At 42.6% G+C, this 13,207-nt stretch carries 7 protein-coding genes, 1 tRNA gene and 2 pseudogenes; 4 read left to right on the forward strand and 6 right to left on the reverse strand.

From position 1 onward, the window contains the following. Window positions 1-242: pseudogene (locus BP896_RS05460) on the reverse strand (hypothetical protein); the annotation flags it as partial. Between the two features lie 59 nt (window positions 243-301). Next, window positions 302-1,645 carry an MFS transporter gene (locus BP896_RS05465; protein ID WP_291766547.1) on the reverse strand — a complete coding sequence of 448 codons (1,344 nt, stop codon included), beginning with the start codon at window positions 1,643-1,645 and terminating at the stop codon, window positions 302-304. Window positions 1,646-1,893: 248 nt separating this feature from the next. Between BP896_RS05465 and BP896_RS05470 the strand changes: the two genes are divergently transcribed. Then, entirely contained in the window at window positions 1,894-2,052 is a 159-nt protein-coding gene (locus tag BP896_RS05470) for a hypothetical protein (protein ID WP_291766548.1), read from the forward strand. Between the two features lie 311 nt (window positions 2,053-2,363). Here BP896_RS05470 and BP896_RS05475 read toward each other — a convergent pair. Further along, window positions 2,364-2,441 (reverse strand) — tRNA-Asp (locus BP896_RS05475). 218 nt (window positions 2,442-2,659) lie between these two features. Between BP896_RS05475 and BP896_RS05480 the strand changes: the two are divergent. Beyond that, a pseudogene (locus tag BP896_RS05480) lies at window positions 2,660-2,986 on the forward strand (DUF1122 family protein); the annotation flags it as partial. Window positions 2,987-3,082: 96 nt separating this feature from the next. On the opposite strand, the gene ileS reads toward BP896_RS05480, so the two are convergent. The 3 genes from ileS to BP896_RS05495 all read right to left on the reverse strand — a co-directional run bounded on the left by ileS (window position 3,083) and on the right by BP896_RS05495 (window position 9,556). Continuing rightward, window positions 3,083-6,064: an isoleucine--tRNA ligase gene (ileS, locus tag BP896_RS05485; protein ID WP_291766550.1), complete on the reverse strand. Its 2,982-nt coding sequence runs from the start codon at window positions 6,062-6,064 to the stop codon at window positions 3,083-3,085. A gap of 64 nt (window positions 6,065-6,128) precedes the next feature. Further along, window positions 6,129-8,753, reverse strand: a complete 2,625-nt coding sequence (locus BP896_RS05490) for an ABC transporter substrate-binding protein (protein WP_291766552.1) — start codon at window positions 8,751-8,753, stop codon at window positions 6,129-6,131. A 77-nt stretch (window positions 8,754-8,830) separates the two neighbouring features. Further along, window positions 8,831-9,556: a helix-turn-helix domain-containing protein gene (locus BP896_RS05495; RefSeq protein ID WP_291766554.1), complete on the reverse strand. Its 726-nt coding sequence runs from the start codon at window positions 9,554-9,556 to the stop codon at window positions 8,831-8,833. A 157-nt stretch (window positions 9,557-9,713) separates the two neighbouring features. Between BP896_RS05495 and BP896_RS05500 the strand changes: the two genes are divergently transcribed. After that, window positions 9,714-11,159 (forward strand): DUF2139 domain-containing protein, encoded by a 1,446-nt coding sequence (locus BP896_RS05500; RefSeq protein WP_291766556.1) that lies wholly within the window; start codon window positions 9,714-9,716, stop codon window positions 11,157-11,159. Between the two features lie 147 nt (window positions 11,160-11,306). After that, a partial coding sequence (locus BP896_RS05505) for an ABC transporter substrate-binding protein (RefSeq protein ID WP_291766558.1) occupies window positions 11,307-13,207 on the forward strand: 1,901 nt, incomplete at its 3' end.

Below are 13,207 nucleotides of genomic sequence, written 5' to 3' on the forward strand. Positions count from 1 at the left end.
GATTTACCTGAACCCCCTCCACTACCCATAAACCCTCCGCTGGCCCTTGTTTTTAGTGGTAATGATGTGGTATACTCATGGATAATGCTATTTAAATCAATATTATCCAATGGCCCAATGTAATGCCACACTTTACCATGCTTAACGTAAACATACTCCCTATCTCCAAGCCTCTTAACCACCACGGCACCCTCCCTGCCGCATTTGGGGCATGTCCCCCTACCAATTGACCTAGTGCTCACGGTTAGGTTAATTCTACGTATTTTAAAGTAGTAAACGTGTGGTAATTTTTATCCTAACTTCACTTACTCATTATATTATCCAGGGCGCTTATTGAGATACCCCTAGTTTCAACACCATAGGTGAACCAAGCCACTGCCGCTGCCGCTCCAATTACATATAGTATTAAGTTAGTGAGCAGGTACTGGTACGTGTTTAATGTAGCTAATAGGTAGTAGCTTAGAATTATGAATATTCCATATGATATTAACCTAATTACACCAATCCAAGTCCCTCTAATCTTGGTTGGGAATAATTCAGGCTCAAGCATTGTTCTAACGGCCCACTCGAATTCGCTGAAGACCATGTTTAGGAAGAGTAGAGTGTAAAATGCCGGCAATGATGACTTCAATGGAGTATTGAGCGCTGCGTATATTAGGAATATGGGAATCATAGTTACTAAACCCCCTAGATAGGAGAAGAGTGTGAATGGCCTTCTACCCACTCTATCTATTACTAAACCCACTAAGCCAGCTATTGAGGCGCCTAGATTAGCCAATACTATTACCAGTGATTGTAGGCTGTAATTACTGCTGAAGGGCAATGACGGTAGGTAGACTATGGTGAATGCCATTAATCCATATGTTGTTATTTGAGTGAAGCCTATTATTGAGAGGAACAATACCCTAAACCAGGCGGGTGGTACCTTAACTTGTACCATTGAGCTGCTTGTGCTTAACGCATACTCAAGCCCCTCGCTCTTAGCAATCTCCATGGCCTCATTAACCCTACCCCTGGATTCAAGCCACCTCACTGATTCGGGTATATGTAATCTAACTAATACAGTAATGAACACCACCACTAATGCTGAACCAATCATAGTATATATTGATGATACGCTAGCTGAGCCAGTGTAGACTAATGCGGCGTAAAGTATTGCTGCGGCTAGGGCTGCGCCGATATTACTGAAGTTAGGTATAAGCACAAGCATCATGCCTCTACTACTGCTTGGCATAAGCTCAGAAGTAGCTGCCAATGCGGGTGGCTCCTCACCACCAACACCGAATTCAGCTAAGGCGTAGGATATCATGAATATTATGAAGGCTATTAGTGGATTAGTTACCTGCTTAATGTAGAGTGATGCAGCCATCCCCAGTAACCCAACGGTGTATAGGCTCATGGTGTATATGAATATCCTCTTCCTACCCACTTTATCTGTTAAGAAACCCATTACTGAGTCGCCGAGGACTAGGAATATGTAACCTAAGATAACTGAAATTGGCAGAAGCCATTTAGGTATGTAATCCTTAAAGTAGCCTATTGTCATTACCCCACTGGTTGCTATAAAGCCCCATATTAAGAAGCCTAGGGCAAAGCTCGTAAATATTAGGTAGTGTATCCTCCTTAACTCACCGCCTTTATTCATAATTTATTGGCTACCAATAAGCAGTTTATAAAGATTACGCGTCAGGCACAGGCTCCCTCTTCACCCCCTTCAGTGAGGTTCTCAACTCGTCACGCATCATTGATGTGATCCCACTTAAGCGTAATTTAAAAATATACAGCCTCTATTAATTAGCATGTAATGAAATGCGGTATGGCGCATATAAGCAAGCTTAAGAAGCATGATGAGGCAATGAATAAGTATAGGCTTTATAGGCACATGCAAACTTAATGCCATTCATAGCCACTGGGAGAAGCATTGGAATGTTTATAGGTAATACAGTAGTGGGTTTCCTATATGGGATAAGCTATTCATATGCCTACGTATTCGCCTCAATAATGTCATTAACCTCATTCCTACTAGTCCTCTCTTTGATGATAAGAAGATAAATCATTAATACCCTCGTAATGCATAAATGAGGTATATGCAGCTATTCACAGAGCCTCGTTTTAAGTTAACGCCAGATTGGGCTGAAGCCAATGCTTGTGATCAGGCGAGGTGATGGACTGGATGAAGCTGAGGGATTACATTCTGTAGGCAACTGAGATTAATGATAAATTTAACTGAAACATTAGGTAAGTCATTGTATTGCATTCAGCGTCTTATTAACGCCATTATACTGTAATCAGCGATTGGAATGTATGCCTTCGTAACCATAGCATAATACTGACTGTATCCGGTTTTAGGGATTAAAAATGGTTGGCGCCCCGGCCGGGATTCGAACCCGGGTCTCGGGCTCGACAGGCCCGCATCCTAGACCAGGCTGAACGACCGGGGCCTTAATGCCCGTTTTAGCTACCGTTTAATAAGCTTTATTTTCATTAAAGGTATTAAGCTTCACTGAAACTGGGGTCAATTTTCAGTTAACACTTGCGTTAAGCCTATTTACCTTAATTAGGGCATGGGGTATGTGGGTGATTTACGGGACTTAGTGGATTCACTGGCCCGCGGTATTAAGATTAATGGCTTTAATATAGTGGGGCTTATTATGGGCCTTGGATTGAGGCCTTTAATATTAAATCATACTTCTGGGGTCTGCTAGACGGCAAAATAATTAGCATCATTACTAAGTACTTAACCCCAGGTGGCATCATGTATATTGAGTACTTAACTGATGAGGAGGCTAAGATTCAGTTACAGAGAGGTTATCCACCATTCCTCTCTAGGCTCGGCTACATTATGCTTAATGCAGGATTCACTTGGTTTAAGGACTGGTATTACCCTGAGGGTTGGCTTGAGGGTGGCCCTAAGCTTGAAGGTCGATTACCGGTTAACTGTAGTGATGCCTTAAGGTATTGGAGGAGTATTAGGGGGATGCGTTAAGATTCCTTGAGTCTACTGGTGGTGATTAGTATTAGATTAAGGCTTTTAAAAGAGCTAGCTACTTAGTTGAAAGGGATTATGAGTGCGCCGCTTAAGCTAATTGCTTAAACGCTCTATACTCACTTTAATTCTCTTATCCTCAATGTCCCAATCCATTGTTAGGATTGGCTTACTTGGTTCATTAAATAGTATTGTCCCCCTAACCTCATTTTCAATCATATTCCTCATCCTCTCCACAGTCCTCTTAACCTCATCATCGGCAGTAATGTATACTTTAATCCTCTCCTCAAGATCCAAGTTAGCCTTACTCCTCATTACCTGTATCCTCCTAATTATTTCCCTAGCCATTGCCTCATGGTATAGATCCTCATTAATCACCTTGTTTAAGCATACATCAACTAATATGCCCTCAGCCTTAACATAGTCATCCCCGCATTGGAGTTCGTTAGTGAGCCTAACTTGCTTAACATTGGATAAGAATGATAATCTATCAAGTAATTCACTCACCGTTTCAGTGATTCCAGTGTCCTTAACCTTAACCTGCATATCGCTTAACGGCCACCTAAGCTTAATGCCTAAATTATTCCTAATAGCCGCTGTTAATGAGAATGCTTCGAAGATTGCATCATAAGCCTTCTCAAGCCCCTCATTAATTAAATCACGCCTAATCTCCGGCATTGAAGCCAAGTGAACGCTCTCTGCACCATCCCTTACGAAGGCCTTGTACAGGTACTCGGTTATGAATGGTACAAAGACTGAGCCAATAACTATCGCACCCTTAAGCACGTTATATAGTACAGTGTAGACGACTAGCTTATCGTCATCACTTCCCTCAACCCACACCCTACGCCTAATGAGCCTAATATAACCGTGGCTAACATCATCAACAACCAGGCTCACCCACTCCCTGGCAGCCTCATGAATCCTGAATTCATCAAGGTCCTGCATTATTCTACTTAACCTACTGAAGTACCTTGACAGCATCCACTTATCCTCACTCTTAGCCTTAGGTAAAACCTCATCAATACTGTGCCCCCTTGGATCATAGTTATCAAGCCTCATGTACATGTCCGCAAACCTAACGCTATTCCAAAGGACGGTGAGTATATTCCTAATACCTGAAAACTCATCTGGATTAACCGGTAGGGTTTCCCATGGGGCAGCCTTGGAGGCTAGGTAAAGCCTAGTTACGTCGGCTCCATACTTACTCATGAGGTCCCTCGCCCAAATCACATTACCCTTAGACTTACTCATCTTCTGCCCATACTTATCCACCACGTGCCCAGTTATCAGTATGGTCTTATAAGGTGCCTTACCCATCCACGCCACTGAGGTGGCTAGCAGGCTGTAGAACCAGCCCCTAGTCTGATCCACAGCCTCAGTAACCCAGTCGTAGGGGTATAGTTTACTCCAGAGTTCCCTATTCCTTAATCCATTAACCCCAGCTATCCATGCTACACCACTGTCCAGCCAGACATCACCAACGAAGGGCTCCCTAACCCACTCTTTGCAGTCGCTGGTGCTTAACTTAACCATATCTATCCAGGGCCTGTGAACAAGCTTCTCATCGGGTACGTTAGGTAATTCAACGGCAAGCTTCTTCAATTCCTCTATTGAACCAATTACCATTACTTTGCTTGGATTATCCCTACACCGCCATATTGGTAATGGTGTACCCCAAACCCTACTCCTTGATATTACCCAATCCCTAATGTTGGCTACCCAGTCATCAAACCTATTCCTTAGGCTTTGGGGAACAATCTTAACCCTAGATAATTCACTGACTAAACTATCCCTTAGGTTAGATATCCTTATGAACCATTGCCTATCAGTCCTGTAGATTAAAGGTGTCCCACACCTCCAGCAGTGCGGATACCTGTGAACCACTGTGCCTTGATGAGCCAGTAGGTTCCTACGCTTAAGCTCCTCAATAACCCTCTTACTAACGTCAAGCCAATACATGCCGCTGAAGGCGCCACCATTACTATTAAACACCCCATTTATCTCAACACTATCAGTAACAGGTAGGTTCCTCCTCCTAGCCGCCTCAAAGTCCTCTGGACCATGTGCTGGAGCTATGTGGACTAGGCCACTCCCCTCCTCAAGGGTTACGAAGGATTCAGCAATAACATAGTGGGCGTTTGAGTGAGCCTTATGAATTGGCACATCATTTAGGAAGACGTGAACATACTTAATTCCCTCAAGTTCCCTCCCCTTAACCCTCTTAACAACCTCAAACTCCTTAATGCCAGCAGCGTTAAGTACATTCTGCATTAGCTTCTCAGCAAGCCACCAATACTCAGGGCCATTACTCCCCTTAACCCTCACAAGCACGTAATCCGCCTCGGGGTTAACAGCCACGGCCTCATTATCAACCAGGGTCCATGGGGTCGTCGTCCAAATAACCAAATACACGCCATCACTCCCCTCCACTGGGAATTTCACGAATATTGATGGGTCCTCCCTATCCTCATAACCCTGATCAACCTCAGCATCACTAAGCGCTGTTTCACATCTTGGGCAGAATGGTAATACCCTGTAATCCTCAGTGAGTAGGCCTTTCTCATGCATGCTCTTTATAAATGCCCAAACATGCTCAATGTAATGAGGCCTCCTAGTCTCATAGGCATGCTCAACATCAAGCCAAAGCCCAAGCCTCTTCGTACCATCCTCAACCCAATACTTAAGGTAGTAATCCACCAGTGAATTACATTCCTCAGAGAATCGCTCAGCCCCAATCTTATCGAAAATATCCTTCTTAGTCCTAACACCAAGCTTCCTCTCAACCTCAATCTCAACAGGTAACCCCTGCTCATCCCAACCACCCTGAACCCATAGTGAATAGCCCTTAAGCCTCATGTACCTTAAAACAACATCCTTATAGGTCCTACCCCTAACGTGGCCAACGTGGGGGAAGCCATTAGTTGTTGGTGGGCCCTCAAGGAACGTGAATAGCCTCTCCCCCTTAAAGCTCCTCCATTTTTCAGGTATCTTAGCCTCCTCCCAAAACTTTAATATAGCCTCCTCAACCTTCAGTGGATCATACCTTGAACCTAGTTTAAAATCAATAGTAGACACCCTAGGGTTAATCCCTTTTAAGGATCATTTTTAAGCATTTTTGCATGTCATCTAATCCATTGCCTCACATGGCTCTATTATGATGAAGGATTAACGCCACTGCAACCACTATTACTGCAATTATGGCTATTAAACCTAGTGTTAATGATGATGCAGTCTGCTTAATAATGGTTACGGTACTTGCAATCGTAGTGGTTAATGCCTTAGTTACCGTATTAATCATTGTTGAGGTAACCATGCTTGTGACTGTGGTTACATAAGTAGTAGTTACGGTTACTTGTGATGTAATTAATGAAGTGCTAGTTGAAATGCTGGTTATTGTAGTTGCCTTAGTCTCATTTGAAGCCCACCAAGGCGTGTAGCTCTGTATACCATAGGTTACTGGGTTAACCCACGGAGGTAGGTACTGTGCGAAGGGGTGCTTGAAGTAGCCTAAGTAACCTAAACCCACCTTACCTGCATTAACCCACCCTTGGTAGGTAACCTGCTCAACAAGCATAAGTGTACTCGTGAAGTTGGTTAAGTAACTAGCCCCATATTCCTGTAGATTAAGTAAACTCTCAGCGAGGTAGCTGTATGGTTTCATTAATAATCCCCCACCACTAAGGCTTATGGTGAAACCGTAATTAGGTTCATTCATCAATTGAATGCAATTAACGCCTTGTAGTGGTGTTGAGTTAATTAATGCACTACGCCAAGTCATACAGCCTCCTGAGGCATTTACCCAAGCTAACTCACCAGCATACGAAGCCCAGAACCCGGCGAAGCGTTCGCTGAGGTTAATCATTGAATTACCGTTAATGGGTACTACGGCGGAATCAACATCAATAACGTAAACACCCCCAGTTCCTGGAAATGGTTCAGCAGCAATGCTTACGGAGGTATTATTAATGTAGGGAGCCATGGCTGGGTACACCAGTGTACCCTGCTGAAGGGCATAGCCAATCAACCTGGAGTCACCAACCTGGAATACCGCCGCACCTTGAAGTAGTAATGATGTTGCCTCAGCCCAATTCATCTCCTGCCAACCTGAGCAGTCGTATTGGGTTATGGTTAAGTAATATTGATTGGTTTCATTAATTAATTGAACTATTGTTGAGTTACGTAGGTTAAGAGTACCGTAGAGGAGTTCATTCATTAACCTAGCCGCAGCAGCTGAGCCATACCTCTCACTGGCTAGCCCTAGGAATAATGACTGCCACAGGTTAACTTGATCCTGCCCATTATCCCTACCAGGAATCACCCATATGCATGTAAAGCCGTAGTTAGCTAATTCCTGTGTGTCATTAATTAATTGCTCCACTGTGGTTGGTATGGGTAAATTATACTCCCTAAGTAATTGAGTATTAATGTAAAGTAAATCACTCCTATACACGTCAATGGGTAATGAAAGTAAGGTACCGTTAAACATACTTGCTAAAATAGCTTCCTCAACTCCATTACTAAGCATGCCCATGGATGAGGCTAAGGAGGTTAAGTTAAGTAACCGCACGCCACTTAAGGCTGGGGTAAGTAGCCATGGTCCTCCATTAACCTGAATAACATTAGGTGGGTTACTGGAGTTCATTATGCTGAAGAGTATTAATTCATTAGGCATTAGCCCAATTGTTGGAATTGGCGAGTAAATTACGTAGCTTCCTGTTGATAAAGTGTAGTTAACTATTAATTGTATTAAGCCCTGTGGATTAAATGAAAAACCCCATGAGGCTAACCTTATTGAGCCCGGTGGTGGGGTAATTGACTGCAGGTTGGGTGTTTCAGCGTACTTGCTTATCGTCTCCAGCATTAGTGGATTATTAACAACACCGAAGGGTGGCCCATTCCAAGCCCAAATACCTATGAAGGTTGGGTGAAGTTCCTCCTCATATTGCTTCAATACCTGTGAATCATAAATAGCCGGTGCAGTACAGTTAACTGAACCAACATAAGGATTCTGCCAGGCATTTACGTATGCCTCCTGGTCGCAAACCCTGAATCCAAGCTCCCCCATTATGAACCTACCACTGTAGCCGTGGTCCTCCAGGTAAATCATTTCATCTATCACATATTGAGGAACAGTTACAGTACCGTTAACATAATCGTAAACATAATTATCATAACCCACTAGGGTTAAGTTAGCTTCATTAGCTAGGGCTAAGACGTTACTTGGAAGCTCTCTACCACTTGCGTAGTAGAAGAGGTTAGACTCAGGGAGGAGGGCCTTAATTTCCTTATAAATACCCACCATTGTTGCCCTACAGGCTGGGTCATTAACGCATGCGGACTCTTCACTGAACCCTATGTATAGGTTTTTACCACCTGGGTCAATATTCATTAAATCAATTAGTAAATACTGAGGAATGGTAATGTAATGCAGGAGGCCCCTCCACTCATTGGGTAATTCGCACATTAGGTTTATGAAGACTGTCCTGTTTTGACTTAGGTAGCGTTGAATAAGTGCAATCTGTTGATTAACCATTGATAGTGATGCCGATGGATTATTGCATTGATACCAAACAACAACACCTGGAATAGCCCAGGTGGGTATTGAGTAATTACTGGTTCCACCCCATGGTGTTACCCAAAGTATTATGAAGGACTTATTACTGGGTAATTGGTATTGGGGTAAGGTCACTAATACTATTAATGAAACAAGTACCACTACGGTTAATCCAAGTAAACTTAAGGGGAGTCTATTAACCTCAACCATACTTACTTGCTGTGGTAAGGGATTTAAGTATTCCCATAAGGCTTGAGCTAAGGTAGGTTTAATAGAATGTACGTAACTTAGTAATCTTGGTAACTTCCCCTTAGTATTAAGGTTAATAACTTATATATTCCCTTCCTTACTTCATAATTCACAGTGGTGGTGGATAATCCTAATGCATCAGCAACCTTACTTAACGTAGCCCTTCTTGGTTCACTGAAGAATCCTAATTCATAGGCTACCTTCAATACTTTTAACTCACCCTTACTTAGGAATGGGGTTAACTTACTGTAGCTAATCATGTGTATTAATTCACCAGCGTTAATGCGCCTAATTCGCACCTCCTTAACCTCACCACCCATTGCCAAGTATTGTTTAAGTTTATCAATTTCACTTAAACTGGGTAAGGCAAACCCCCAGTTTTCCACACCATTGATTATAATGTCCTTAACCTCAATACCACCCAACCTATGGGCTTTAAGCCTAGTGGAGTTATCTAATTTAACCTTCAATACAATGCTCAGCCTCTTAGGGTACCCTGTGTTTAATGGTGTTGTTTCAATAATTTCCTTAACATTAGCATCATTCTTAATGATGTTTAATATGTTCTTAAGTGTCGCCTTATCGTTAATCTTAAGTATGGCGAACTCTAAGGCGTAATTCTCGTACTCATTTATGTGTGATTCGAAGACATTATAGCTGAACTCATAGTTACTGGCCTTATAGGTCCAGTCAACCTTATGAATATAATTAAACTCAACATATGTGAATCCATGGTTAAGATTAAGGTAATTAACCTGCATCATTATTATAAATGCTAGGTGATTAATAAGCATTACTACGGTAATTATATTTTATATATGCCAAATAAACCATATGTAGCTTAAAGCATTGTGGGGGTAATGTTAAGGTATAGAATAGGTTAGAGGGCATCCTTATAAGTAGCTAATCATGAGGAGGGCAATGGCTAGGGATCTATTACTTGAAGGCTTCATAGCCCACGATGAGGCTGGCCTCGGTCACCATAGCTTTAGGTGCCTTTACATAGGCTTCCACCCTAGGTCAAAGTCAATGATAATACATGATGGGCATGCAGCCAAGGTTTACGCAGATGGTAGATTAATATACAGCTACGAGAAGCTTGGAGCCCAGCCTAGGGTTGCTGGGGATACTCATGCAGCAATGACTAATTCAAGGGACCTACTCTTCATTGGCGGTTGGCTTAAGGCACCACCAGGTGTCCTGCCTAATGGGCTTCAGGACATGAGGAATAAGTATAGCCACATACATATGATTGATGAGAATAATAGGGTTGAGGTTCTTTGGTCGAGGAAATGGGATAATAGGATACCTCCAAACCACTGGTATGGTGAGGTGACTGACTTACTCTATGATGGGCATGAGGATGCAGTATACTTCACTAGGGCTGATGGACATGCTGAGCTTGGCCTATGGCGTATTGAGCTTAGGGACCGTAAGGTGGAGTACCTGGCTGAGGGCACAATATACAAGATGGAGCTTAAGGATGATAAAATCTACACAACATTATTCAATCCAGCCTTAATGGAGGATTCAGCCATAGTGATATACAATATGAGGGATGGGTCGGTGAGCAGGATTAATGAATTCGAATTCGCCTTGGAGCCAGGTAAAAGAATGAAGATACGTAGGAGGGGTGGGCAGATTATTCAGCTTCAGAATAGGCTAATGGCCTTCTACGCGGGAGCCCTAATTTACATTCAACCTGATAAGGATAAGTACACCCTATTCCCACTACTGGAGACCCGTAACCCCGAGGATGGAATGCCTTACCACTTAGGCGGCGTTAGGTCGCAGAAGGCCTACGTCTATGGAATACCAATAGTGGCGTTTAATCCATGGGATCACTTAAAGGAGCCATCAGCCAGATCCGACGTTACACTACTAATGCGCATGGATTCAGTGGCACCACAGGTAATAGCGTCAACAGGCTTCATATCAGGAATGGCAACCGATGGTGTAAACCTCTACCTAGGGGCATCACACACTAACCACACTGGGGTCTACACCTATAGATCAGGTATAGGTGGGGTATTTGCAATACCAGTTGATAGAGTTATATCAAAACCCCTAACCCCAGTTAGAGTATGGATTTGGGATGGAGCATACTCAAGGGAATCAAGCGGCCTAAACGGCTGGTTTGGTGGAATACCGCTCAGAGGCTTCAATAGGAGGAGGCTTAAGATTCATGCCAGTAAGCAGGCTAAATTAACAATAGCTGAATACTCATTGGCAGCTAAGGTACGCATGGAGGATGTTCAGCTTAAGGATGGATGGAACATTATAGAGCTTAATCAATACGATGACCTAGTAGCCTTCAAGTTAAGTGAAGACAATGAAGTATCGGCAGAAATAATACTTGAACCATGAATTAGTATTACTTATATATAATCACTTATATTATTTAATAAGCTCATGCAGTATTTATGAGTTATAGTATAGGTTAGAATACTCACTTATTAGTAGGATAAATAATATGGTTAATTTATGTTAAAGTATGCATTACCTATCAAGATAGTGATAATAGTAACTGCACTGGCATTATCACTAGCATATGTATCCTATGCTCAACAAATGCCTAAAATAATCAATGCTGCTGGCACATCAATAGTATATTCCCCTGGTATACCTGTGTGGAACCCATATGCACCAGGTAACTTAATAAGTAACGCCTATACGTGGCCTGGATTAGCAGCATTGAGCATATATACTGGTGAATTTTGGCCTATTTTAGCTAAGAACTGGAGTATTCAAGTATTCCCTAACGGTAGCGGCATCCTAATAGTTTACTTAAGGAGGGGCTTCTACTGGTTTAATGGTTCAGCCACAATGCCGTTCACTGCGTGGGATGTTTATGCTGAAAATTATATTGGCATTAAGGCATTTGACTGGTATTACCCATTCATGAAGCCTCAATATGTTGACGAGGAGGTGAGGGTATTGAATAATTACACCATAGAGTTCTACTTCCCCAAGTGGTCACCCATAGAATGGATGATAGTATTAACTACCCCAATATCCACACCATGGCCTATATGGAAACCAATAGTTGAGAAGCTCCAGTCATTAACTCCCTCAGAGGCGACCAAGTATGCTACCAATATTACAGAATTCGTTGCACCATACTGGGCACTAGCACCCTACTACGTATCATCAATATCTGATTCGTTTATCCAGTATAGCCTTGAACCACCAAACTTACTCTCAAAGTGGCTGGAGATATTCCCATTCTCAGATTGGAACTACTATAACCCAACAAGCGAGATGCTGTTAGTTGGAGGTAATGCACAAGCATTGGCTGCTATGATGGCAAATAAGGCTACTTGGGGTTGGGTATTCCTGTCACCACAGCAATTAAGTGAATTACCAAGCAACTGGGGCGTCACATATGCACCCGATACTGGTTGGGGTATATCACTTAATCCAAATATCTACCCATTCAATTTACCTCAAGTTAGGCAAGCATTAGAGTGCTACTTAGTTAATAGGACGGCAACTGGGGCAGCTTGGGGGTTAAGTACAATGCAACCTGAGCTGGAGCAGGTACCATCAGGTTTACCCCTCATAAGTTCATATCCACCATCAATAAGGAGCATATTCTTCAACTGCACTTATAATGTAACTAAGGGTGCTGAATTACTTCAATCAGCTGGCTTATATAAGAAGGGTAATCAATGGTATTTACCTAATGGGACACCATTAACTATTACTATAATTGGACCATCAGGATGGACTAACGTGCTTTATGTTGGTATTGTAGTGGCTAATGAATGGTCAGCATTAGGTATACCGTCAAAGGTGGTAAGTGAGGAGGTTGGTGTTTATCTAAGTTCAATACTTTCAGGTGGTAGTTATGAGACTGTGGTTACGTTTGGTAGCCAAATATATGGGTACTTAACAATATGGAATTGGCTTAATAACCCATGGTGGGCCTTCGGTGCATTTAACCCCAATGGTGTTTATCCATTTGCTTGGCCTGAAGTCATTAATGGTAAGTTAACTGGCTGGTACTGTAGTCCAGTAACCGCTCCAGCTTCATTAAATCTACCTAATAGCACAGTGGTATGGTGTATAAACTCAACATTCGGATACATTAATCTAACGAACTTACACTCATGGCTATTGGCCTCTGCACCAGGTAGTTCCAGCTATGAGGAAGCAATTAAAACCTTCATAGCTTGGTGGGAGTATTACTTACCAACATCAGTGGATAATGAACAATTCATACCAATAGAATACGTTAAAGATGTTTTCGATCCAAGTTGGATGGATGAATGCCTACCACCATTAGCTAGGCAAAGCCTTGTGCATGTTAGAGGTGATCCTGGAATGCCACTTCAATGGATGAATATACTTACATGGATTCTATTAGGTGATGTGGCACCACGTGGTGCTGTTCCTCCTTTGGCTCAAGCAAT

Origin of the sequence: Caldivirga sp. UBA161 (assembly GCF_002506515.1) — an archaeon.
Classification (GTDB): domain Archaea; phylum Thermoproteota; class Thermoprotei; order Thermoproteales; family Thermocladiaceae; genus Caldivirga.

Bases quoted from the DNA above. Each gene is read 5' to 3' on its own strand.
- BP896_RS05465 (WP_291766547.1), bottom strand. From the start codon at position 1,645: ATGAATAAAGGCGGTGAGTTAAGGAGGATACACTACCTAATATTTACG.
- BP896_RS05470 (WP_291766548.1), top strand. From the start codon at position 1,894: ATGCCATTCATAGCCACTGGGAGAAGCATTGGAATGTTTATAGGTAAT.
- BP896_RS05490 (WP_291766552.1), bottom strand. From the start codon at position 8,753: ATGGTTGAGGTTAATAGACTCCCCTTAAGTTTACTTGGATTAACCGTA.
- BP896_RS05495 (WP_291766554.1), bottom strand. From the start codon at position 9,556: ATGATGCAGGTTAATTACCTTAATCTTAACCATGGATTCACATATGTT.
- BP896_RS05500 (WP_291766556.1), top strand. From the start codon at position 9,714: ATGGCTAGGGATCTATTACTTGAAGGCTTCATAGCCCACGATGAGGCT.